This is a genomic window from Clostridia bacterium (assembly GCA_017410375.1).
Classification (GTDB): Bacteria; Bacillota; Clostridia; order RGIG6154; family RGIG6154; genus RGIG6154.
In genome coordinates, this window is sequence record JAFQQW010000061.1 from 25,396 (window position 1) to 48,704 (window position 23,309).

General features: G+C 39.5%; 23 protein-coding genes. 9 read left to right on the forward strand and 14 right to left on the reverse strand.

Annotation, left to right across the window (positions count from 1 at the left end; all coding sequences use genetic code 11):
- Positions 1–34: 34 nt before the first annotated feature.
- The 8 genes from IJE10_10130 to IJE10_10165 form a co-directional block, all read right to left on the reverse strand.
- Positions 35–676, reverse strand: a complete 642-nt coding sequence (locus IJE10_10130; GenBank protein MBQ2968461.1) for an SGNH/GDSL hydrolase family protein — start codon at positions 674–676, stop codon at positions 35–37.
- 824 nt (positions 677–1,500) lie between these two features.
- Positions 1,501–2,337 carry a hypothetical protein gene (locus tag IJE10_10135; protein MBQ2968462.1) on the reverse strand — a complete coding sequence of 279 codons (837 nt, stop codon included), beginning with the start codon at positions 2,335–2,337 and terminating at the stop codon, positions 1,501–1,503.
- Between the two features lie 358 nt (positions 2,338–2,695).
- Positions 2,696–3,193, reverse strand: coding sequence for a hypothetical protein (locus IJE10_10140; GenBank protein MBQ2968463.1), 498 nt, complete (start codon positions 3,191–3,193; stop codon positions 2,696–2,698).
- Positions 3,194–3,242: 49 nt separating this feature from the next.
- Positions 3,243–3,734 (reverse strand): hypothetical protein, encoded by a 492-nt coding sequence (locus IJE10_10145; GenBank protein MBQ2968464.1) that lies wholly within the window; start codon positions 3,732–3,734, stop codon positions 3,243–3,245.
- Positions 3,735–3,927: 193 nt separating this feature from the next.
- Complete coding sequence (locus tag IJE10_10150) at positions 3,928–5,061, reverse strand: TIR domain-containing protein (GenBank protein ID MBQ2968465.1); 1,134 nt, start codon at positions 5,059–5,061, stop codon at positions 3,928–3,930.
- 114 nt (positions 5,062–5,175) lie between these two features.
- Positions 5,176–6,726: a recombinase family protein gene (locus IJE10_10155; GenBank protein ID MBQ2968466.1), complete on the reverse strand. Its 1,551-nt coding sequence runs from the start codon at positions 6,724–6,726 to the stop codon at positions 5,176–5,178.
- The gene (locus tag IJE10_10160) at positions 6,710–7,288 is read right to left on the reverse strand and encodes a KilA-N domain-containing protein (GenBank protein MBQ2968467.1); all 579 of its coding nucleotides are present in this window, start codon (positions 7,286–7,288) and stop codon (positions 6,710–6,712) included. Before IJE10_10160 ends, IJE10_10155 begins: the two co-directional genes overlap by 17 nt.
- Positions 7,289–7,348: 60 nt before the next feature.
- On the reverse strand, positions 7,349–7,756 hold the full coding sequence (locus IJE10_10165) for a recombinase family protein (GenBank protein ID MBQ2968468.1): 408 nt from the start codon (positions 7,754–7,756) through the stop codon (positions 7,349–7,351).
- A gap of 472 nt (positions 7,757–8,228) precedes the next feature.
- Here IJE10_10165 and IJE10_10170 point away from each other — a divergent pair, with 472 nt between their 5' ends.
- On the forward strand, positions 8,229–10,112 hold the full coding sequence (locus IJE10_10170) for a glycoside hydrolase family 127 protein (protein ID MBQ2968469.1): 1,884 nt from the start codon (positions 8,229–8,231) through the stop codon (positions 10,110–10,112).
- 210 nt (positions 10,113–10,322) lie between these two features.
- Here IJE10_10170 and IJE10_10175 read toward each other — a convergent pair whose 3' ends face one another.
- From IJE10_10175 to IJE10_10195, 5 genes are all read right to left on the reverse strand, one after another.
- Positions 10,323–11,219: an SPFH/Band 7/PHB domain protein gene (locus IJE10_10175; protein MBQ2968470.1), complete on the reverse strand. Its 897-nt coding sequence runs from the start codon at positions 11,217–11,219 to the stop codon at positions 10,323–10,325.
- Positions 11,220–11,231: 12 nt separating this feature from the next.
- The gene (locus tag IJE10_10180; GenBank protein ID MBQ2968471.1) at positions 11,232–11,651 is read right to left on the reverse strand and encodes an NfeD family protein; all 420 of its coding nucleotides are present in this window, start codon (positions 11,649–11,651) and stop codon (positions 11,232–11,234) included.
- Between the two features lie 32 nt (positions 11,652–11,683).
- Positions 11,684–12,733: a copper amine oxidase N-terminal domain-containing protein gene (locus IJE10_10185; GenBank protein MBQ2968472.1), complete on the reverse strand. Its 1,050-nt coding sequence runs from the start codon at positions 12,731–12,733 to the stop codon at positions 11,684–11,686.
- A 247-nt stretch (positions 12,734–12,980) separates the two neighbouring features.
- Positions 12,981–13,364: a hypothetical protein gene (locus tag IJE10_10190; GenBank protein MBQ2968473.1), complete on the reverse strand. Its 384-nt coding sequence runs from the start codon at positions 13,362–13,364 to the stop codon at positions 12,981–12,983.
- Between the two features lie 218 nt (positions 13,365–13,582).
- Positions 13,583–14,881 carry a cation:proton antiporter gene (locus IJE10_10195; protein MBQ2968474.1) on the reverse strand — a complete coding sequence of 433 codons (1,299 nt, stop codon included), beginning with the start codon at positions 14,879–14,881 and terminating at the stop codon, positions 13,583–13,585.
- Positions 14,882–15,077: 196 nt separating this feature from the next.
- On the opposite strand from IJE10_10195, the gene IJE10_10200 reads away from it, so the two are divergent.
- Positions 15,078–15,494, forward strand: a complete 417-nt coding sequence (locus IJE10_10200; GenBank protein ID MBQ2968475.1) for a hypothetical protein — start codon at positions 15,078–15,080, stop codon at positions 15,492–15,494.
- Positions 15,495–15,610: 116 nt separating this feature from the next.
- The gene (locus IJE10_10205) at positions 15,611–16,558 is read left to right on the forward strand and encodes a zinc ribbon domain-containing protein (protein MBQ2968476.1); all 948 of its coding nucleotides are present in this window, start codon (positions 15,611–15,613) and stop codon (positions 16,556–16,558) included.
- A gap of 155 nt (positions 16,559–16,713) precedes the next feature.
- Here the strand turns inward: IJE10_10205 and IJE10_10210 are convergent, their stop codons facing one another.
- Positions 16,714–17,403, reverse strand: coding sequence for an MgtC/SapB family protein (locus IJE10_10210; GenBank protein ID MBQ2968477.1), 690 nt, complete (start codon positions 17,401–17,403; stop codon positions 16,714–16,716).
- Between the two features lie 208 nt (positions 17,404–17,611).
- Between IJE10_10210 and IJE10_10215 the strand changes: the two genes are divergently transcribed.
- From IJE10_10215 to IJE10_10240, 6 genes are all read left to right on the forward strand, one after another.
- Complete coding sequence (locus tag IJE10_10215; protein ID MBQ2968478.1) at positions 17,612–17,881, forward strand: winged helix-turn-helix transcriptional regulator; 270 nt, start codon at positions 17,612–17,614, stop codon at positions 17,879–17,881.
- The gene (locus IJE10_10220; GenBank protein MBQ2968479.1) at positions 17,878–18,492 is read left to right on the forward strand and encodes a DUF1648 domain-containing protein; all 615 of its coding nucleotides are present in this window, start codon (positions 17,878–17,880) and stop codon (positions 18,490–18,492) included. Before IJE10_10215 ends, IJE10_10220 begins: the two co-directional genes overlap by 4 nt.
- 61 nt (positions 18,493–18,553) lie before the next feature.
- The gene (locus IJE10_10225) at positions 18,554–19,087 is read left to right on the forward strand and encodes a rubrerythrin family protein (GenBank protein ID MBQ2968480.1); all 534 of its coding nucleotides are present in this window, start codon (positions 18,554–18,556) and stop codon (positions 19,085–19,087) included.
- Between the two features lie 147 nt (positions 19,088–19,234).
- Positions 19,235–20,065, forward strand: coding sequence for a helix-turn-helix transcriptional regulator (locus tag IJE10_10230; GenBank protein ID MBQ2968481.1), 831 nt, complete (start codon positions 19,235–19,237; stop codon positions 20,063–20,065).
- Between the two features lie 10 nt (positions 20,066–20,075).
- The gene (locus IJE10_10235; GenBank protein ID MBQ2968482.1) at positions 20,076–21,251 is read left to right on the forward strand and encodes a hypothetical protein; all 1,176 of its coding nucleotides are present in this window, start codon (positions 20,076–20,078) and stop codon (positions 21,249–21,251) included.
- A gap of 103 nt (positions 21,252–21,354) precedes the next feature.
- Positions 21,355–23,295 (forward strand): DUF4838 domain-containing protein, encoded by a 1,941-nt coding sequence (locus IJE10_10240; GenBank protein MBQ2968483.1) that lies wholly within the window; start codon positions 21,355–21,357, stop codon positions 23,293–23,295.
- Positions 23,296–23,309 lie beyond the last annotated feature (14 nt).

Sequence of the window (23,309 nt, forward strand, 5' to 3'; positions counted from 1 at the left end):
AAAACGGACAACCTTTCCAGGAAAGTGTATTTTTTTATAAAGCCAGCAGGAAATTATAAATTCTTTCTGCCAAAATTGCATGACCCTTAGAAGAGGGATGCAAGCCGTCAGGCATTAAGGTTTCCTTAATTTCGGGGATTGCAGGCTGCATACCGCTTACTGCAAACAAATCCAAAACCGGGAACGAATAGTAGGTAGCCACTTCCTTAATGGCATTTACATATTCCTTTAAAACATGACCGTTCTGGTCAATATTGTCTTCGCCTGTACGGTGAAGCGGTGTTAAAAATACAATGGACTTACCCACATATTTTTTGGCAAGACCTTCGCACAAAACGTGCAGCGCACCGTAAAAGGTATAGGGGTCACGGCTTTTAAAGGTGCCCATTTTAGCATCCCCGTGACCGTAGTCATTGGTACCGCCAAATACCAAAATTACGTCTGCATTGTCATCCATTTCCGCAAAACGGGAAACATAATCCTGATCGTGTACCGCATTTTCGCTGGGCACGGTTTTTTTGGCAATACGCGTACCGCCAATACCGTAATTGTTCACTTTTTTTGCCTTGGAAATTTTCTTTAAAACTTCCACATATTTTTCTTTCGGGTCGGATGCCCCTGCCCCTTGGGTAATACTGTCGCCAAGACAGTTAATGATTTTTCCTTTTAATTCCATTTCAAACCACTCCTTTACCTCAAAATTGTAACACACTTTTTCACAAAAGTAAAGTCAAAAAACAGAAAGTTTTTATTTTAACTCTGTGGTAAGGTGTATATGTCCTTCTGAGCGAAGCGAAGAATCCCTTATGCAGACGCCTACCTGACGCAGAGCCACGCACCAAAAAACGCAGGGACTCTGTTTCAAATGTTGCTACAACCCATTTGTCCTCTATATCGTTTATGCGATGTATAATTGCAATAATCTCGCCTTCAAATTTTTCCAATAGCTAAATTTTGCAACAAGTTGCAAAGCTAAATTATCTCACTCCGTTCGATAGCTAAATTGTTTTTTCAAAACAGCTAAATTAAATTCTCTTTTAGCGTGCGAAGCACATTTAGCTGCCGCAGGCAATTTAGCTGAACTTGTTCAATTTAGCTCGCGTTAGCGAATTTAGCTGAATTCAACTTTGTTGAATTCATTATAAAATCAGTGAACGATTTAGATGCCACCAAATTTTAATGAATTGACAACATCCGTTGTCATGAATTGGCTAAAGCCATGAATTGTTGCTGTCGCAACATGAATTGAATTACCTTTAAATGCACGAAGTGCAATTCATGAGACGTTAGGCTCAATTCATGAAATCTTTAGATTTCAATTCACGCCGTAAGGCAATTCATTGATTTCATCTTTGATGAAATCATTATAGAATCAGTGAACAATTTAGATGCCATATCTTGACTTAGCAAACATGTATTATAAAAACATCTACTCTAATCGTCATACATCTACTTCATTTCTTTTATTTATTAATTGTTAAATAAATATTAGTGCAATTACTATTGTTTTTTTCTGAGCAATATTTGAATTAATTTTGGTATAATTCTAAAAAGCAACATTATTACAAACAAAGGCAAAGTTATAGTACTTATTAACATAAAAATATCATCAATATAATACTCAAATATTACGTGTAGCAGTAATATTGCATTATATATACCAATCACAGATAATACTACATAATACAAAATATTAGTTATGTATTTTCTTCGCTCTTTTTTGTTCTTAGGCAAATTTAGTGCACATATTCTAATTAAAGGATATAACGACCAAAGAATAACAAAATTACCCAAGACTCTAGTTAATGGAAGTACCGATAATATTGCCGATCCAACTGAAATGTATGTAAACATTGACATATATCTTTGCTTTCTTTGTTCTGATAAATAATCAGGCATAATATGTAATTCAATTTCAGTTAAAATCTCTTCTGGTATATTATTTTCAATTTGCTCAATTTTCTCATATTCGCTTTTTGTATTTTTGTATTTAGTAAAACTTTCAATTAAATATTTTTCATCTTCTTTCAATCTATCGAATAATACAGTTCTTCGAGCTTCAAAGGGTATATCCTCTTTAATAATCTTATTTAATCCCATTACTTTTTGTTGCATTTCATTTTTTTCTTTATGTAACTGTTCTAATTGCTCTTTTGTTAAATCTCTATCAATATTGTTAGCAGCAATTCTAAAAAGATATTCATAATTTTTTAATTCTTTTTTAGACTTTTTTGATTCCAACCATCCTCCAATACCAACAATGGTTCCTATTAATGTTGCAACACTTAATATAATGTTGTTTTGTATTAAATCTAAAATATATTTTACTATATCCATAGAAATTCTCCTTATCTGTCGTATATATTTTCAAAAATCTACTCAGGATCCATTGGAAAATGTATTATAGGGTTTGCTATACAATTTTTAGTTGTTTCAAGTAATTTTATTAGATTTTCATTGTTTTTTCGTTTATGAAGTTTATGCGAAGAATTGATATATCCAACAATGATTTCTTTTTGCTTGACCGAGAAAACAGTTATTGTATTATACTTATACTTCCATTGACTATCACCATAATCATATTTTTATCAAATGCACTTAAATCTGTAACAAAAAATATTCATATCCTTCATTTATGATATAATTAGGCGACAGGAAAGATGTGCCAATTTTACATGCAAATATTAAGCATTAATTACTTCATTATCTCTCTTTCGCACCTAGCCATGCACTCTTTCATAGATAGTATTGTTTCTTCATACTTAATATAGAATTTCGCTTCGCCTTCTTTTGAAATCAAGTTGTTATTATTTTTTCTACATTCAAACAAGATATCAATTATGGATTGTATATTGTCTATACATTTATCAAATCCTATATCTTTCCTTACAATAGTTGATGGATGTGTATCTGAATAAACAATTAAATCATGAAATTTAGCAACAGCTGGATTCCATAACTGCTCAAATGAATAATCCTTTCCAGATCGTTCCTTATTAAGTGATTGAAAACCCAAAAACATATGATAGCATTCTTGTAGTCTTGATAAAAAATCTTTTAAAACATCCTGTTTATATGTATTAGTTCTTTCATTATTTTTTAATTTCGCCAAATACATTTGTTGAAATACAAACAATATAATACCGTTACAAGTAATAGGTATGGCAAGTAAGAGCCAATCTTTAATTTCCATAAGCACCTCATACAAATCCATTTCGATACAAAATTTACATTTGTTCTTTTTATGCATTTTTTGTTTTTCTAATAATTTCTTCCTTTTTATTTTGTAGTAGCGACAACGTATTATCTATATATATTCTAAAATCTTTGGGGAAGTTAAAACAATAGTAATACTCGTAATAGTTCGGAACATCATTTCTTTTCTGATTATCTAATAATTCCCACCCAAGTGCATAATCTAAATATCTATGAAAACATTCTGGCATTTCTGAATTATAGATTAAATGGTGTTTATTACGAATAATTTCAATTATTTTTTTATCAATTGGAATTTTATATGTATTCACATAATGAATCCATATCTTTTGTTCATCATCCGTTAAATCACTTATGCGGGTTTGATTTTCCAAGAAAACTTTTCTTCTTCCAAACATTTCAAGTATCCGTTCAAACAATAATCTTTTCTCGCGCAATAGCATTGATATCGGACCATAAAATTGAGAAATTTGTTCTTCAACAAAATCTTTCTCCCATTTCATTTTTTGTAAATTCAAATTCTCCCTATTTTTTGTTTTTCTATTTTAATGTTTTGATAATATGGAATTATCCACCCAAACACAATTAAAATTAGACTAATAAATGTTAATAACAATTCTATTACACTTACACTTTGTTCAAAAGACATAACTACCTCCATATACAGTAAATACAACACTCAAATTATCTAAAATAGTATCCACTATAAAATCACTCCATACATGGAGACCAATATGTATCCGTCTTCCAATTCGTTATTCTACAAAAATCAAATTGATCATAATTATCAATTTGGGATTTGGGAACATCAATAATTATTCTTTTATTCTCCAATCCATATAGTTTATGTTCTCTAAGAACAGGATACTTCACACTAATAAGAACATCATTGTTATTTTCATCAGTAATAATAGCGCGTAAATCTTTGCATACAACAACACTTTTACTTGTATTTATAAATCTAAAAATACAATGTATGCTCTCTTCTAAATCTAATATATCCTCTACCTCAACCCTTTGTACATTGTTTTTTTGGCTTTTTGAAAGAGCTGAAACTGCATCCAAATACTCGTCTCGTATTCGTTCCCAAATATTATTATCCAACTCGTTTAATTCAAATTCCTCTATTATTTGATCTTTAAAATCATTTAAACGTTCTTTATCATTCATTTTAAACCATATTTTTGATGGATCAATAGCCCCTTTTATATCCTGATATCCAAAATTAGGCAACAAGATTGCAGTATGTTGCTTTGCCTTTATCCAAGTTGCTCCCATTTCATTTAAACATGCAGGACTTTTATAATAATTATCCGACAAAAACATAATTACATGAGTGTCGTTTTCAATTTCTTTTTTTAAATATTCATATATAGATTGCCCATTCGGTATATAATATCCTGATACTGAACTACAAAATATTCCCCCTCTGCCAGCAAACCCTATTCGCTCTAATAGTTTAATAAAAGCATTAATATACTCAATATCTTTGGATGAATGGCTAATGAAAATCTTTTTTGTTTCGCAAGTACATATATCTGTTGATACCGGAACACAATTTGCATATTCGTCTAATAAAGCTTTTAAATATGACATCATACGATCATAAGCAGCTGTACCATAATCATTATTTCTACCATCAAATGTTTTTATAATTTCATCATATAATGGATGATTCTTTAGCTGATTCTCTGTGAGAATCTTGATTTTGTTCATCCACAGATTATACTTATCCCCAGCAATATAAGGCAATAAAAACAACCCATCTTCTTGCTTTACATCATGGTATTCTTCGCACTTAACTCTTATCCCCTCTTCTATCAATGAATTAATCTTATTATACAATAAAAACATCTCCCATCCTATTTCTTTATTTATTATACCATAATTCGCCAAATATTGCAATTGGCAATAGGGAGAAATATATAGGCTGAATTTTAGCATCCTGCAACATAGTGATTAAATTGATTTTGTTATTTCGATTCCGTCTACATATTTGATTTTAATTTTATTCTGTGAAATTATCAGAACCGATTCAACCGTATTCCTTACAACTGCGTCAAAATATTCAAGCATATTCACTTCATTCTCATTTATAAAATCTTCAATGTCATTCATTTCACATTTGGTGCACTCAATAAGTTTTGAATTTAGTATTTCAAATTCATTCTCATACTCCTTAATTTTATCAAGATACACTTGGTTATCATCTGCTTCATTCACAATTTGATTTAACACTCGAATTTCCTCTTCAAGTTTCTTGACTTTTGATTTTATTGTATATTCATTCTGCTCATCATTCTTATGAATTACAGTCCCGATTTCATTCTTAACCATTTCGGTTATATTTGAAACATCAAGGGATGCCTGAGATAAGCCTGACAGAATTGCTTGTTTTAATTTATCTTCAGGAAGTGACGGAGAATTCTTACAATTTTTGATTCCATTTTCAAGCCTCTCTGAGCATCTCCACACAATTCTCTTCTTACCATTTCGTGCCCAAGTTACTCTCCTATACCTCGCACCACATTCTGCGCAAAATACAATTCCGGTTAAAGCATAATTAGCGGAAAATGAAATGGACTTGTCTCCTGTATAGTTTCTTCTTCGTTTTATTTCATCCTGAACCATATCAAAAATTTCTCTAGATACTATTCCCTCATGACTATTTTCAACATAGTACTGTGCAACCTCACCTTTATTTCTTGCAACAGTTTTAGTTAGGTAATCAACCGTGTATGTCTTCTGTAACAACGCATCACCTTTATACTTTTCGTTCTTGAGAATTCCACTTACCGAATTTGAACTCCATCTCTTATTGCCTTTTGGAGATTCTATCTCATTTTCTTCAAGCCATTCGATTATGTCCTTTATAGAATTTCCCTCAAGATACAAATAGAATATTTTACGAACTATTGCAGCTTCTTCCGGAACAATTTCAGGTTGTCCATTTTGTCCTCTTTTGTAAGCATACAATGAAAATGGAAACGGAAATTTACCTTCCTTGTATCCCATTCTCTTTCCTCTTGTTATATTCATGCTAAGCGATTCACTTTCTGCCTGAGCAAAGGCACTGAACCAGGATAGAAAAATTTCACTTGATGGATCAAGAGTGTTTATTCTCTCTTTATCAAATCTGATTCCTATATTCTTTAATTTTAATTTCCTTATGTACCCCAAACAGTCAAGCTGATTCCGTGCAAATCTCGAAATTGATTTTGTTAGAATCAAATCAATTTTACCTTTTTCACACATTTCAATCATTCTCATGAATTCTGTTCTCTTCGTGTCATTTAAACCACTTACACCGAAATCGACAAAAACATCTACAAGAGTCCAGTTAGGATTCCTTTCAATTTCATTCTTATAATGCATTGTCTGAGTTTCAAGACTATTTTCCTGTTCTTCCTTTTCTGTGCTTACTCTGCAGTATGCTGCGACATTAAGTCTTGCTTTATCGTCTTTGATTTTAGGAAATATGGTGGCAGGTATTTCAATTACTTTCTTCATCACTAATAACCTCCATATATTTCTCTATTATTTTCAGCATCATTTCAGCAGAAATCCAACACATGAAATGCATTGCAATTTCTTTGTGTGCATAGGTGCCACCGCCCCTGCCTTGCCTTGATACAATACCAATAGCTTTAGTTCTGTCAATCCATATCTTGGGTGTAAGAGTCATTCTTTTACTCAGAATTAAATCAACAAATTTCTCGTTGTGTTTTTTCTCCCAAAGTGCAAGAAACTTAACTGTATTTTCATCCCTTAACCAATTGTGAATTGTATATCCGGCTTGAATGTTACTACAACCTTTTGCCAATTCTGTCAATGAAATGTACCCGGGATTTTGCTTCGCCATTGTTTGTTTAGGTTCTCGTTTCTTTTTGTTAAATTCTACTCTTGGATTTTTCATTCTGCCGTATTTCCAGAGTTCGCATTCATCATACAAATTTTCCAACACTTCGTTGTATACTTCAATGCTAATCTTTCCTGAATTTAATAATGGTTTTAAATATTGTTCATTTGCAATAACATACTGTAGTTGATTTTGAATTGCTGATTTGCTCATATATAATTACTCCTTTCTTATTTATGGAATAATTATATACCAAATCTGCAATTCTACATATCACCATCTTCTTCTGTCGTTTCTTGCCCTAAACATTTTTTCTTTAATCGCAGTACGATAATCTTCATCTGATACTATGTAGCAATTATTCACATTATCTATAGTTTTACTAATTGTAACAACAGACCATTCTTCCTTACCAGTAGGAGAATTGATTCCCATTCTGATTAATTCTGCCTGAATTTGCAATAAACTCAAGCCCTGAATGCACATCTTATACATCCACCTAATTATTTCAGCTTCATCTTCTTTGATGTATACCATGCCTTTGTCATCTCTTACAAACCCGTAAGAAATTCTACCGAATGTTCTTGATTCATATAAACCTAATTTTGTCATTTTGCTTTCCTCCATTTCATTTGATAAATTGTCCATCATTTCATTGCTATTTTCAAACATATTTCTCATCATCTTATCTCCTTTCTACAAACAAAAAAACACATCTTGATTTCACTCAAAATGTGTTTTGTAATTCTATATTAATTTTTAAATGTTAAGCATACTCATATTTAAACACTTTTTTCAACCTTCATAATCACCATTGTCCTTGTGCAATTCCTCCATTCCTGCCCCTTCGTTTTGTTCAATTTCACTCAATTTCATTCTAAACCTATTCATTCATAGGTTAATTAACTATGTTAATTAATTATACCACATTTAAATCAAAATTACAACCGTCAAAACAAAAAAAGATTCTCCCTTCCTTCAAATTTCTTCGAAATTCATCTTACTTCGACGTGTCCTACAGAGACACACCGCAATAAAAGTAGGAACTTTTTACTTTGTGGGCTTTTTTTACAAATTTTTCAAAATCATTGCTTTTTACAAAAGAAACTGGTATAATTTAGTATATGTATAATGCATGAGGAGGATGAATGCAATGAATCAGACAGTCAGAGACTATCTTAACAAACATACCCAATACAAACCGCGTTTAGATACCGATATCCTGTTCCCCTACGGCAGTGATTTTTCCTACAGCGGTATTGTAAACGATATGGCAACCTTTGTTCAGGAACGCCAGCTGAAAGATGTGAGAATGTGGCAACGTTTTGTGGACGTGTATCGCTCCGATTGCGATGGCGAATCCAGATCCTGGCGCGGTGAATTTTTCGGCAAAATGATGCGCGGTGCCTGTATTACATATCGCTACACCAAAGATAAAGAATTGTATCGTATTTTGGAAGATGTAATCAAAGATATGCTTACCGCACAGGACGAGTTGGGCAGATATTCTACCTACAGCACCGAAAATGAATTTAACGGTTGGGATTTATGGTGCCGTAAATATGTACTTTTGGGCTTTTTACATTTCCACGAAATTTGCAAATGCGACAAATTAAAGAACGAAATTATTGAAAGCGCGAAAAAACATCTTGATTATATTATAGAACGTATCGGTCCCGAAGAAGAAGGGAAAAAACCCATTACCGAAACCTCCTGGAACTGGGGTGCGATTAACTCGGCATCTATTTTGGAACCGACACTTCGCCTTTACAACATCACAGGCGAAAAGAAATATTTTGACTTCGGTGAGTACATTGTGAACATAGGTGCTTGCAGAGACGGTGACATTTTCACCATGGCATACGAAAACAAAATAGCGCCGTTTCAGTATCCGGTTGTCAAGGCATACGAAATGATGTCCTGCTTCGAGGGCCTGATTGAATACTACAGAATCACCAAAATTGAAAAATGGAAGCAGGCAGCAATCAACTTTGCCAATGCGGTTATCGAAACCGATATCACGCTCCCCGGCAGCTGCGGCTGTACCCATGAGCTGTTTGACAACTCTGCGCTGATGCAGACTTTAACGGGCGTGCGTGGCAGAATGCAGGAAACCTGTGTAACCGTAACCTGGATGAAATTCCTTACCCACATTCTTTGCCTTACAGGCGACCCGAAATATGCAGAAGAAATTGAAAAATCCGCATTTAATGCCCTTTATGGTGCAGTAAACACTGCAGACAGCCCGAAAAACGGCGGTCTGACCTTTGACAGCTATAGCCCGCTCTTAAAATTCTACAGAGGCAATGCCATCGGTGGTCTGATGTCTTTGTGGACTGCAATTTACGGTTGCTGTAATGCCATCGGTGCGGCAGGCACAGGCTTTGTTCCGCAGTTTACCCTGTTCCAGGATAAAGACGGTGTGGTATTTAACACCTATGCCCCCGGCGAAATTTACACCGTAACCCCGTCCGATAACCCCCTTTATATGGATGTGGAAACCGAATATCCCAAGGGTGACAGCATTTCGGTTATCGTAACCCCTGAGCAGGCAGAAACCTTTACCGTAAAAATGCGTATCCCGTCCTTTGCAAAATCTGCAACCCTTTCGGTTGAGGGTGAAAGCTTTACCGCCCTCCCCGGCACTTATGCGGAAATCACCAGAGCTTGGAATCCGGGCGACGAAATTCAGTTAAATCTTGAAATTGTGCCCGAAATCATCTTTGCAAAGCCCAATCCCAAGGACGAAAATGCCCAAAAGCATGTGGCAATCAAGCGTGGTGCGCTGGTTTTGGCAAGAGATACCGACATCACGCCCGATGTGGGTGAGGTGCTGGATTTTGACAAGAAAATTACTTTGCGTGAAATCCACAGTCTGGATGTGGAAAGCCAGTGTCAGTATTTGGTTTCCACCGACAAGGGCTGTGCCACCCTTATGGTTGACTATGCTTCGGCAGGTAAAGGTGTTGAACCGCCCGAAATGGAATGCTGGTTCCCCACCGAAGAATTCAAAACCGAAAACATCGAAATCATCTGATGAAAATTTTGCGAGCGCACACTGCGCTCGCTTTTTTCTGTCATACAGAATAACCGGGAAAGCCTTCCCCTTAGAGGGGAAGGTGGCAGTCGGCAGACTGACGGATGAGGTGTCATTCTGAGCGATAGCGAAGAATCCCCTATACAGAACACATAACAAACGGAGCGGAATCCATTGAGGATTCCGCTCCGTTACTTACGTTTCTAATTTTTATTTCTCGTTCTTAAAGTCACTCATCAATTCCTTTACCGAAGTTGCAAGCCCTGCCAAGCCCTGCATGTCGGACGGAATGATGATTTTGGTCGCCTTGCCGTCTGCAGCCTTTTCAAAGCTTTCTAACGCCTTGATTGCCACATACGCATCCGACGGATTGGCTTCATTAATCTTACGGATACCTTCCGCAATAGCCGTCTGTACTGCCAAAATCGCTTCCGCTTCACCCTCAGCCTGCTTAATGGCAGTCTGCTTAACCGCTTCCGCCTTTAAAATCGCAGATTCCTTTTCGCCCTCTGCACGCAGTACTGCCGCCTTTTTCTCACCCTCTGCAATCAGAATAGCTTCACGGCGCTCACGCTCTGCTTTCATCTGCTTTTCCATGGCGTTCTGAATTTCTTTAGGCGGAATAATGTTTTTCAGTTCTACACGGTTGATTTTAATGCCCCAGGGATCCGTTGCATCATCTAAGATAGAGCGCATCTTTACATTTACGGTATCGCGCGAGGTTAAAGTTTCATCCAGCTCTAAGTCACCAATGATGTTTCTAAGGGTGGTGGCAGTTAAGTTTTCAATTGCCATCATGGGACGCTCCACACCGTAAGTAAACAGCTTCGGGTCGGTAATCTGAAAATACACAACCGTATCAATCTGCATGGTTACATTATCCTTGGTAATAACCGGCTGCGGCGGAAAATCCACAACCCGTTCTTTTAAATTCACCTTTTTCGCCACGCGGTCAATGAACGGAACCTTAATGTGCAGACCCACATTCCAGGTAGTGCTGTACGCCCCGAACCGTTCAATAATGTACGCATATGCCTGTGGCACAATCTTAATGTTTGCCACAAAAACAATCACAACAATTGCAAGAATAACCAATAAAATTTCCATTCAAAAACCTCCTTACTTTTTAACAACCAACTTAACACCTTCCACGGCAGTAACGGTCACTCTGTCTCCCACAGAAAGCGCCTCTCCCTTTTCAGGCTTTACCTTCCAGTCCACATCATTGACCGACGCCTTCCCGTCACCGTTTTCCAGAATTTCTTTAACGAAGACCGTCTCGCCGATGATGCGGTCCAAATTTGTTTTGGTTTTTTCGGGTGTTACATATTTGAGCGCCGCTTTCCGGAGCAACAACGCACAAACCACCGACACCACCAGAAAAATCAGAATCTGTACCATCGTGCTTGCGCCAAGCAGGTTTGCAATCAATGCCACCAGACTTCCGCCCGCGAACCAGATACACACAAGTGTCGCAGTTGTCGCTTCCAGAAGCACAAACAGCACAATCGCCACAATCCAGAAAATACTGTTTACCATGCTTCACCACTCTCCTTTCTTTTCATTACAGTTTACTGTTCCCCGACAGCTTTTATCGCCTGCACAAATGCTCTCTTGTCTTTTTCGCAAATGCCAAAATTCAGATGTGCCATTTCTTTGTCATACCCACAAAGCATATAGGCATCCCCAAGGCTCTTTTCCAGACAGAAATAGCGGAATGTATCGGTATCCGTTTCATATACAATCGCCACAAAAGGAGAAATAAGCATTCTGTCCAATTCATCCAGCACCACTTTTTCGCCAATATCTGCCATATTCAGCAAAACGCACACATCGGTATCATTAAGCATAAAGAAATCTACTGCAAAATTCTGCTCCGCCCAAAGCTCATATTTTTCGGCAACCACGTCAATGCGGTCAAACACATCCTCTGCATCGGTTGAAAAAGTCTTATCAGTCTCCAAAAGATACGCTGCCACCACATTATCTCTGGCAGGCGTCCATACCTGCTGATCCAGAACGGTCATAATCGATTCCGAATCGTTTAAAATCAATTCTTTAAACACCTCTGTATTTCCAAACAGCAATGTCGGCAGATAATTTTGCTCAAAGCTTAAGCGCGAGCTGTAATGCAGTTTGCTTTTTGTCCCGTCATCTCCCGTAAAATCAATTTCGGGGGCACCGAAATCAAAAATATCCTTTTCTTTTGTAATCAGAACCGTATTGGTATCCCCGTCCCATTGCACATCGCAGTCAAATGCCTCCGAAATGGCACGTACCGGCACTAAAGTTCTGTCATTTACCACCGTTGCAGGCACATCCAGCAAAAATTCTGTACCGTTTACATACATTGCAGGGGTATCCACACGCAAAGTAACCACCGTATCTCCCATAGTGGCGGTGATTTTTTTGGTAGCATCCTCATAGTCAACCGTCGCACCCAAAGCTTCAAAAATAACCCGAAGCGGTACCATGGTGCGATCCTGAATCAGCATGGGCGGTACATCAAACACCAGCACCTCTCCGTTCAGCTTCACGGTAATGGGCGCTTCTGCCTGTACAGAAACTATCGCAGGACAAAGTAAAAACATACAAAGCAGGAAACAAATTAATCTTTTCACGCCAAAATTCCTTTCTGATTAGTATCCAACGTACCAAGGCTCCTCAACTATTGAAGCATTCTAACCCCACGCACAACGAGAAAACCCTTTAATACGGTCGGCTACTAACGTTTTTTTCTTAAGTATACCATAAGGAAAAACAAAACGCAATAGGCAACTGCTCCCATTAAGACGCTTTTTTTGGGGTCCAGAGAGCAAAAACGATGCGAGCCATCAAAAGCACCCGCATCGTTTATAATCATAACGCCTATGAAAGTCTTGTCAGATACTGACAATATACATATACATTCTGAATCTTCTTCGCCTCCACGCCGTCGTCTGCCTGAATCACCGGCTGCGTTTCGGAGGGCGTAATGTACAGCTTAAACACCAAGGCATCTTGCCCGGCACGCATATTGCGAATTCGTTTGTACTCAAAATTTCGTTTTGTGACACCTAAGTAGTCAAAAATCACTGTTTCGATATCTGCATTGCTGAAACAGCGCAGCACATCTTCCTCTTCATGCACTTCTAAAATGTGCTTTGCATCTTCAAAGGACAGATTACGGCATTTAAATTCGCCTTCGTTCAAAACAGACATCATGGAGCTGTTGTCTAACAATAGTAACGGTAAGGATTTCGGATCTTTCATGGGGTAAACCTCCTTCAAATATTTTTTTGTTGTCTATATTATATCTTATGCATCTTTGTTTGTCAATACCTTTTTTTAATTTTTTGCAAGTTTTTTATTACGAACTTGCAAAATTAATAAAATATAAGCTTTTTTAGCTATATAAAAACCGTTTTTCTGCATCACAAGTTATTTTGAATTGCAAAAAAACTGCCCGAAGGCAGTTTTTTGCGAGAATATTATTTTGAACCGGCTTTGGATTGCTCCAATTTTGTCTGACGGCGGTTCTTTACCTCGTCGGGCATAGGCTTGATATCGCCGGCTGCGGTCAACGCCTGACGGGTCAGCAACGGACCGACCAGTTCATAAATCAGCACCGCAAACAAGGTGATGTTCCGAATCAGATTGCCCTGCGCGCCCAATTGCATCGCGGTGGCACACATACCAAGGGCAACACCCGCCTGGGGCAAAAGGGTAATCCCTAAATACTTGCAGATTTCGGGCGAGCATTTGGAAATCTTTGCACTGAAAAAAGTACCAATATATTTACCCAAAGAACGGAACATAATGTAAACCACACCGATAATCACAACAGCCACATCGGTAAACACGCCAAGCTCCAATTCTGCACCGCTGATAACAAAGAACAACGCAAACAAAGGTGAGGTCCACTTGTCTGCCCGTTCCATCATATCATTAGACAGCGGACAGGTATTACAAAATACCGTACCCAGCATCATGCAAACCAAAAGGGATGAAAAACTGATGTGTACCGGACCGATATGGAAATCCAACATAGACAGTGCCGCGGTTAACAGCACAAAGGAAATGGTTACATTCAAACGGTTTGTGTTGGAGTTAAAAAGCTTTTCAAGCTGGGTAAGTATGTAGCCCATAACCGCACCCAGAGTCAGCGAAGCTACAATTTCCACCAAGGGATTTACAATAATGGAAACCATGTCTACAGACCCAACAATTAAGGTTTTTGCGATACCGAACGAAACCGCAAACACAATCAGACCCACCGCATCATCCAACGCAACAATAGGAAGCAACAGATTGGTCAGCGGACCCTTTGCCTTGTACTGACGTACAACCATTAAGGTTGCCGCAGGTGCGGTTGCGGTAGCAATTGCGCCTAAAGTGATTGCCTGCGGAACGGAAATTTTGCCCGGCATGAGCCAAAGCAATCCAATCAAAGCCAGATCCACAAGAAGCGTTGCGGTAAGTGCCTGCAAAATACCGATGGTAAATGCCTGCTTACCGGTTTTTTTCAAATCGGAAAGCCTGAATTCGTTACCAATGGAGAACGCGATAAAGCCCAGCGCCACCTCCGAAATCAGCGAAAGTGCCTCTACCGCTTCATGGGAATCAAACCCAAGTCCCGGAATTCCGCATCTGCCGAGGCAATAAGGGCCAACCAGAACGCCCGCAATCAGATACGCAGTTACCGACGGAAGCTTAAAGGGCTTAAAGGCACGGGTCATCAAAAGCCCTGCCAGTAAAGCAATAGAAATAGATAATAATGTACTGCTCATAAATCCTCCTTAACCAAACTTCTGCATAATAAAAGCCCTGTACACAAACCGGCTGGTACCGCGTGTAACAAGGGGTAGAAGTCGTAAAATTTATTTTCAAACCTTAACTATTATAATGCAACTTTTCGGGTTTGTCAACTGTTTTTTTTCACTTTTTATAAGGGCTTTCATATACTGTTAAAGGGAGGTGATTTTCATGATGCATTGCGGTTGCGGAGCAAGAGTTTCCTGCGGTGCAATTGCCTTTGTGGCAAGCCTGATTTTAGGGATTGTGGCAGCGTTTTTACGTTTAAGCGGTGCACTGGTCATCGGCACAGCCTTTTTCTGGGTCGCTCTGGGCGTTGCCGTGGTTTACCTCGGCATCCTGCTGTTAACATCTGCCTTTTTACAGGGTGCAGGTCCTAGGGGTTGCTCGGTTTGCGGAACCATTCCGCTTGTGCTGGCAGGCATATTGGGTACAGCCTTGACCTCAGCTCTGCTTTTGGCATTCACCTTTGTGGCAACCAGTGTTTTAGGCGCGGTGCTCACAGGGGCATTCATCTTTTTTATCGCATTGATTTTAACCGCTGTCGCCTGCCTGATTCAGTGTATTGCAGGCTGTAACGGGGAGTAATGCCTGATTCATAGACCAAAAGGAGACGGAGGGTTTTTTCCGTCTCCTTTTCTGAAAACTTGACAAAATCTTAACTTCGTTTTATAATGGAAGCGAAATGATTGGAGGTTTTGATTTTGTTTTGTAGATATTGCGGAAAACAAATAGAAGATGATGCTTTGCGTTGCATGCATTGCGGTAAACTGCAATGGGAAAAGGAAACACCGACGCCCGATGCACCGAAGGAAAGCAATGGTTTTATGCAGGCACCGTCTCTTGAAGATGCACCGGTCACCGAAAGTCCGCAGGCAGTAGAGCCTGTTGCGGTGCCACCCACACAACTGCCGAGAGAGAATGACCGCGTATATCCGCCCCGGAACACGCCTCTACATAATGCAGAGGACTTCTCCGCTTCCGTGGAACAGGACGACGATATACCTTCCTTTATACCGTCCGCACAATCCGTCCGTCCGCCCGTTATAGGGTATGTCCCGCCCACAGAAACACCGGCAGAGGACTTACCCACCCGTATTGAAAAGAAAAAGAAAAAGGGTGCAGGCAAAAAGATTGCAGGCGTGCTGAGCGCATTGCTGTTTTTAGTCATTATTATTGTGGTGGGCTGGTCCTTTTCCAACCACAGTCGCTTTGCATTGCAATGGGAGCAGACCGAACGGGATGTGGCAAGTGTTGTATCCGGCAAGTTAGACGGTGAAAAGCTTGATATGAACGACACCGAAACCGACCTCTCCATGGGTAGTGCTTTTGTGGAAAACGAGGATGTGGATTCCCGTTATTACCGCTTAGACAGCTTTGAAAACGTAGGCGAAGCCGAACTGGTCTGCCATTTTGAAAACAAAAAGCTGAGCGGTGCAGAGCTGTTCTCCACAAACCGCGAAGCCTTAATTGACTACATTTGCGACACCTTTGACATCGATCCTGCCGTAATGGAAAACCAGGCACAGCTGGAATACGAGGGAACCTATGTGGTGCTTGTCGCAGAAGACAACGGTGCAAGAGCCATGTTTGCCGACACCACCTACGGCGGCGCTTGCTCAGTGGCATTAGAACCCTACTTTGGAATATAAAAAAATCTGCTTGATTTCTCAAGCAGATTTTTTTATATTCCGAATAAGATAGATAGTCATGCGCAGATGATTGTATGCCAAAGCAAGCTTCGCATGCTTTTTATTCTTCTAAAGCTTGTTGCCATACCTGTTTTAGGTTCGCAACAAACCGTCTTTTACATTTTCTTTAGTGCACACTTATACGGGAATATTTTACATACATCCTCTTCCTTCATGTCGGGAGGCAGTTCAAACAAAAATGCATAATCCGAATGCCCCGTTTCGCTGTCATATGTAATATCCACCTCGGTTACATGAATGTGCAGTGCACTAAGCTTCTCCTCGGCAAACCGCTGAAAATCCTCCTGATTTACGTTGTAAACCGTCAGCTTTTTATGCTTTAAGGTGCGGAAAAACCGCGCATTCATGTGGAACAGGAACTGCACCAAAAGCATAATCACCGTTGCGACAATCCCCATAAAATACATGCCCGAGCCAACTGCCATGCCAATACCTGCCGTACACCAGATGCCTGCCGCAGTCGTTAAGCCTACAATGGTCTGGCGGTGTACGAAAATCATGCCTGCGCCCAAAAAGCCGACACCTGTTACAATACCCTGCGCCATACGGGACGGGTCAAGACGTACATCCACCCCCGCATAAATGGGGTCGGAAAGCATATCCTCAAAGGCATACTTTGAAATAATCATCATAAGTGCCGAAGCTAAGCACACAATACAATGGGTACGAATCCCTGCTTCCTTAGAACGGTTTTTACGCTCAAAGCCGATAGCAATTCCGCAAAAGCAAGCCACCAGCAAGCGAAGAACATAGTGTAAATCATACTGATAGAAAAATTCTGTCATGCAAACAAAACCTCCCTTTTAAATATTTCTCTATAAAAAGGCAATGTCGCCGTTTTCAGGCGACAACCGAATGGCATTTATGTTATCTATAGTATAGCACTTTTTAAAAAATATGTCAAGCAACATAAAAAAGGCTTGACATTTTAAGCGATTCATGCTACAATCTATTTAGATAAACGTCTAAATAGATTGGAAGGATGTGAGAAAATTGGGTATAAATGAGACTTTAAAAGCCATATCTGACCCGGTGCGTCGGGACATATTGCAGATGTTAAAAAACGGCAAAAAATCCGCAGGCGAAATTGCAGAGCGCTTTCAGTTAACCGGTGCAACCGTTTCGTATCATCTGGCAAAGCTTAAAAACGCAGACCTGATTGTAGAACAAAAATACAAAAATTTCATCTATTACGAGTTGAACACCTCAGTATTTGAAGAAGTATTAACCTTTATTTACACGTTAGGAGGGAATAAATCATGAAATGGATAAAATGGAGAACTCTTTTAATAACCTGCCTGGTTTGTCTGTCACCCATCGTACTTGGCATCGCCTTATGGGATGCTCTGCCCGATACCATGGCAATCCACTTCAACTTCTACAATCAGCCCGACAATTTTGCTCCGAAAGCCTTTGTGGTGTTCGTTCTTCCGTTTTTAATGGCCCTTTTGCAAATTATCAGCTGTCTGATTTATGACATCAATGCAAAAAAATATGGAGAACGCAAAAAGTTTGAACGGGTAACCAAGTGGATTGTTCCGCTTCTTACGGTTGTTTTGCAAGCGATTACCCTTGCCTACGGACTTGGAAAAAATATTGATATCCGAAAATGCGTACTGCTGATTCTCGGTATTATGTTTCTTGTAATCGGCAACTATCTGCCCAAGCTGGATTATGTAAAGAACGCCGATATGGACACTGAAAAAGCAAGGAAAATAAACCGTTTTATTGGATTTGAAACGGTGATTTTGGGTATATTAAGCCTTGTAAGTATATTTTTACCACCTGTTTTCTCCATTGTATGGCTGATTTTGCTGATTCCCTATGCCATAATCAGCATTGTCTACGGCATATATGTCGGGCGTGGGAAATAGGGTTGACAGCAAAGTAAAAATTTGGTAAAATAAAGAAAAAACAAAAGGAGGATTTTAAGTTATGGAATTAAAAGGATCTAAAACCGAACAAAATTTAAGAGAAGCATTTGCAGGCGAAAGCCAGGCAAGAAACAAGTATACCTACTTTGCATCGGTTGCAAAAAAGGAAGGCTATCAGCAGATTGCGGCAATTTTTGAACAGACCGCAAACAACGAAAAGGAACACGCAAAATTGTGGTTTAAGGCTTTAGGCGCTTTGGGCGATACTGCACAGAATCTTGAAAGTGCCGCAGAAGGCGAAAACTACGAATGGACCGATATGTATGCGCGTTTTGCAAAAGAAGCGGAAGAAGAAGGCTTTACCGCTCTGGCAGCACAGTTTAAAATGGTTGCAGAAATCGAAAAGACCCACGAAGAACGCTATCGCGCGCTGTTAAACAACGTGGAAATGAAGGCTGTTTTCGAAAAGGCAGAAGAAACCATGTGGGAATGCCGCAACTGCGGTCACCTGGTAATGGGCAAAAAGGCTCCCGAAATCTGTCCCGTTTGCGCACACCCTCAGGCATATTTTGAAGTCAGAAAAGAAAACTACTAATCTGAAAACACAAATCAAAAAAGGACTTGCTCGCAAGTCCTTTTTCTTTATTTTAGAAAGATTTTACGTTTCAAAATAAGCAAAAAAGTGACATTTTTGTTGACAAAATTTTGTTTTTTCAATATAATAAAGACAGGAGGTGCAAAAATGAAACAGATAACACTCACCGATTTATATACCATGCGATACATCACCCAATTGAGTGCAGTCACCAAGGAGCAATGGCGGGACGGATTCAAATGGAGCTTTGGGGACAAAAGAAACGGCAGCGTTTTATTATATGTAAATGCCTGCGAAATTGTGTATACTTTTAACAACAAAATTCTGCTTACCGCAAAGCCCGGTGATTTTATATACATCCCGAGTGATTCAAGATACACATGTACGTTTAAAAACTGTGACACTTCTGCTCCCTATCAGGGTTTAAAAATAGATTTTCTGCTTTATGACATCCACGGTGAGCGTCTCTCGTTTTCGGACAAAATTACAAAGCTGAATGCGTTTTTTACATCAACCACCCTGCATCGGATGGAAGAACTGCACCGTTTGCATAACATGCCCGAAAAGCCAGTCACCTGCGCCTGTGCAAAATTAGAGCTTCTGATTCACGAGATGGCACTTTTGGAAAAGCAACAGGGCAAGGGCGGTCCGCGGTTTAGGGGCATTGTAAAGGGTATTGAGTATATGGAGCGAGACCCTGACCAGGATTTAAGCATTGCTGAAGTTGCCGCCATGTGTCCTGCCAGCACCAGCTGTTTTAACCGCTTGTTTAAAGAATACAGCGGTATGACCCCCATAGAATACCGATACGCCAAAAAAATTGAGCAGGCAAAGGCTTTACTGGCGCTGGATGAAGAAAACGTAAAATCCATCGCATACGCCTTAAAATTTGAGACTCCCTCTTATTTTTGCCGGATGTTCAAGAAAAAGACAGGCATGACCCCGAAAGCCTATCGGGATAGTTTAAAGAAAGAATAGAGAGATGGGTATGCATATACAAAAAGCAAAAGAGCTATATAAACACGCAGAGGAAGTCTTATTTACAAAGAATCTAACCACCTTTGCAGGGCATGACGGAAGCCTGCTTCGCATTTCGGACACCTATTCGGGGGTGTGGCTGGAGCATGCCTATGACCCGGTGGTTTTTGCCTCATTATATCCTGAAAAAAAGGATGTTGCCCTATCCCAGGCACGGATATTTTTGGAAAATCAGACAGCTGACGGACAGCTCCCTGCTCTGGTACGGGATGCAGGGGATGATTGGAATAGCGGCAAAGTATTTGTAAGCTACAAGCATATTCAGGAATGCGTTTCCTTTGCCGAATTATGTTATGAAACTTACCTTTTAACTAAGGACAAAGCATTTCTTGCCGAGGCGTATGCTGCCCTTTGCAAATGGGATGCCTGGCTTTGCCAAAACAGACAGTCCCAAAATTCAGGACTGATTGAAACCCTTTGCGAATGGGACACGGGGCATGATAATGCTTTGCGCCTTAAAGGTGCTCCGCACGATGTGGACGGTTTTTCGGCCGAACATCCCTTTTTACCATTGCTTTCGCCCGACATGAACGCGGTGTTTTACGGTGACCGTATTGCCCTTTCCAAAATGGCAGATTTGCTTGGGAAGCCCAAGGAAAGCAAGGCGTGGGCTGACAAGGCAAAGACGGTAAAGGAAAAAATGTTTTCTCTGCTGTATGACGAGAAAGACCAGTTCTTCTATGACCTGGACAAAAACGGAAATTTCCGCAAATTCAAAAGCATCGGAATCACCAATGTATTCCAGGAGCATCTTTTATCGCAGGAACAGTTTGACGAAATTTATAACCGCTATTTCACAGACGAAAAAGAGTTTAAAACCAAAATTCCGTTCCCTGCCCTTTCGGTAAGTGACCCAAACTTTATACAGAATATGACGGGGAATTCCTGGAATTTCTATGCAGAGGCGTTGGTTGCGCTCCGTGCCGCACGATGGATGCCCCATTACGGAAAACAAGCCGACTATGAGAATTTATTAAAGGTATGGATTGAGGCATACACCGCATCCGACTTACCTTTTGGGCAGGAATTCCACCCCTTGACAGGTGCCCCGTCCGACAGTTCGCCCAACTATTCGTCTGCAATGCTGTTTTTCATCCGCGCGATGCGTGAACTGAAATATGTGTGAACAAAATGATACCAAATGCGGAAGATTTGCTAAAGACATATAAAAAAAGTGTGCTATACTATACATAGACGTATATTTCATTTAAGTTTAAGGGGGAAACTTCATGAAAATCAGCGTTTCGAATGACAACGAAGCAATCCGTTATGCAAAAGATGAGCTTAAAAAATACATTAAATTAATGGGATGCAGCGAAGCGAATGCAGATATCACATTAAAACTGCTTGAAAATCCCGATGTAGAGGATGTATTTTTCGATGACCTTTTTGATATTAACATTCAAAACGGTAAAGGGTATATTGCAGGCAGTAACCCCCGAAGCGTGCTTTTTGGTGTGTACGAATATTTAAAATCCTGCGGTTGCCGTTTCATCCGTCCCGGTAAAGACGGCGATTTTATTCCGCAATTTGATATTTTAAAGCACACTTTTACCTGCACGAAAAAAGCAGAATTAAAAATTCGCTGTCAAATGATTGAAGGTGCCATCTCGGTAGAACATACGCTGGATTCTATAGACTTTATGGCGAAAAATTATTATAATTCCTTTTACATTCAATTTGTGCATCCTTACTCTTTTTACCGGCGGTGGTACGAACATCAGTACAGCAAAACCAAGCAACCCGAAAATGTTTCTTATGCCGAAATGGAAGAATTTACAGACCGCATTGAATGTGCAGTTAAACAAAGAGGACTACTTTTGCACAATTTAGGGCACGGTTATTTGTTTGAGCCTTTCGGCATCCGCCATTATGGTGTACAAAACAACCTTTCTCTTCCCGAGGAGGTCAAACAATATGTAGCGTTGGTAGACGGAAAGCGTGACATACACGGCGGTTCCATCAACTACACCCAGCTTTGTAACTCTAATCCCAAAGTTCGTAAAATATTAGTTGACTATATGGTTCAGTTTTTAAAGGAACGCCCGCGTACCGATGTTTTGCGTGTGCTTTTAGCAGACGGTGTCAACAACCAATGTGAATGCGACGAATGCAGAAAGCTTACGCCCTCGGACTATTTTGTTATGTTTATGAATGAATTAGACGAAGCGTTTACCAAAGAAGGCATACAAACAAAAATCTTTTTCTCCCTTTATGTAGACATTTTGTGGCCGCCTGTTCGGGAATATATTAAAAACAGCAACAGATTTTTTGCAAATGTTGCTTTTACAAAAAGCAAAGACAAACCCTCTGCCGAGAAAATTCCTGCTTTCGAACTGAATAAATACAATCCGTTCCGTGGCGGGACAGTAACGTCACTTGATTATATGGATGCCTGGAAGCCGTATTACAAGGGTTTGTTTTCAACCACTTCATACTGTATGTACGCAAGTCATTTTTACGACCCGGGACTTTTTGAACTTTCGGAGAACTTTGCATCGGATGTGCCGGAAATGAAAAAATTAAATCTGGTTGGTGTTACTTCCTGCCAGACCATGCGCTATGGGTTCCCTACAGCACTTCCCAATGCAACAATGGGTGCCGTAACCTTTGACAACAATTTTGACTTTGAAGGCTTTACCGATGCATATTTTGAGGGTGCCTACGGTAAAGACTGGCAAAAAGCAAAGGCTTATTTAAAAGAAATTACAAAGCGTTTTTCTCCGTCTTCGCTGAAAATTGACGAAGATGTAGTGCTTCAGGACACAGATCCCGAAACGGATGCGCCCATTGTCAAAAAAAGCTATGTTGGAAACCCCGAGGTGCAAAAAAACTTAAAGAGCATTTCCTCTTTTGTAGACAGCTTTATGCCAACCGTTGAAAACCGTTTGAATGAACAAAATCCCTGCCACAAGCTTTCGTGGGAATATTTAAAATACCACGGTGAATTCTGCAAGCGATATGCCCAAATTTTCTATAATTTCTCTGAAAAAGATGTGGAAACTGCATACATCAATGTAGAAAATATGATGCAATGGCTTTCCGAAACAGAAGACATTTTTGGCAGACATTTTGATATGTTCCTGCTCAATCACCGCATTCTGCGTATCACCATTATCCGTATGCGACGGAAATTGGGACTCCCTGATACAATTGAATTAAAGAAATAAAAAAATGCTGAACG

Excerpts from the sequence above, each read along its gene's own strand:
- IJE10_10225 (MBQ2968480.1), top strand. The coding sequence starts at position 18,554 with ATGGAATTAAAAGGATCTAAAACCGAACAAAATTTAAGAGAAGCATTT.
- IJE10_10170 (MBQ2968469.1), top strand. The coding sequence starts at position 8,229 with ATGAATCAGACAGTCAGAGACTATCTTAACAAACATACCCAATACAAA.
- IJE10_10160 (MBQ2968467.1), bottom strand. The coding sequence starts at position 7,288 with ATGAGCAAATCAGCAATTCAAAATCAACTACAGTATGTTATTGCAAAT.
- IJE10_10235 (MBQ2968482.1), top strand. The coding sequence starts at position 20,076 with ATGCATATACAAAAAGCAAAAGAGCTATATAAACACGCAGAGGAAGTC.
- IJE10_10220 (MBQ2968479.1), top strand. The coding sequence starts at position 17,878 with ATGAAATGGATAAAATGGAGAACTCTTTTAATAACCTGCCTGGTTTGT.
- IJE10_10175 (MBQ2968470.1), bottom strand. The coding sequence starts at position 11,219 with ATGGAAATTTTATTGGTTATTCTTGCAATTGTTGTGATTGTTTTTGTG.
- IJE10_10230 (MBQ2968481.1), top strand. The coding sequence starts at position 19,235 with ATGAAACAGATAACACTCACCGATTTATATACCATGCGATACATCACC.
- IJE10_10135 (MBQ2968462.1), bottom strand. The coding sequence starts at position 2,337 with ATGGATATAGTAAAATATATTTTAGATTTAATACAAAACAACATTATA.
- IJE10_10155 (MBQ2968466.1), bottom strand. The coding sequence starts at position 6,726 with ATGAAGAAAGTAATTGAAATACCTGCCACCATATTTCCTAAAATCAAA.
- IJE10_10195 (MBQ2968474.1), bottom strand. The coding sequence starts at position 14,881 with ATGAGCAGTACATTATTATCTATTTCTATTGCTTTACTGGCAGGGCTT.
- IJE10_10190 (MBQ2968473.1), bottom strand. The coding sequence starts at position 13,364 with ATGAAAGATCCGAAATCCTTACCGTTACTATTGTTAGACAACAGCTCC.
- IJE10_10140 (MBQ2968463.1), bottom strand. The coding sequence starts at position 3,193 with ATGGAAATTAAAGATTGGCTCTTACTTGCCATACCTATTACTTGTAAC.
- IJE10_10130 (MBQ2968461.1), bottom strand. The coding sequence starts at position 676 with ATGGAATTAAAAGGAAAAATCATTAACTGTCTTGGCGACAGTATTACC.
- IJE10_10210 (MBQ2968477.1), bottom strand. The coding sequence starts at position 17,403 with ATGACAGAATTTTTCTATCAGTATGATTTACACTATGTTCTTCGCTTG.
- IJE10_10180 (MBQ2968471.1), bottom strand. The coding sequence starts at position 11,651 with ATGGTAAACAGTATTTTCTGGATTGTGGCGATTGTGCTGTTTGTGCTT.
- IJE10_10200 (MBQ2968475.1), top strand. The coding sequence starts at position 15,078 with ATGATGCATTGCGGTTGCGGAGCAAGAGTTTCCTGCGGTGCAATTGCC.
- IJE10_10240 (MBQ2968483.1), top strand. The coding sequence starts at position 21,355 with ATGAAAATCAGCGTTTCGAATGACAACGAAGCAATCCGTTATGCAAAA.
- IJE10_10165 (MBQ2968468.1), bottom strand. The coding sequence starts at position 7,756 with ATGAGAAATATGTTTGAAAATAGCAATGAAATGATGGACAATTTATCA.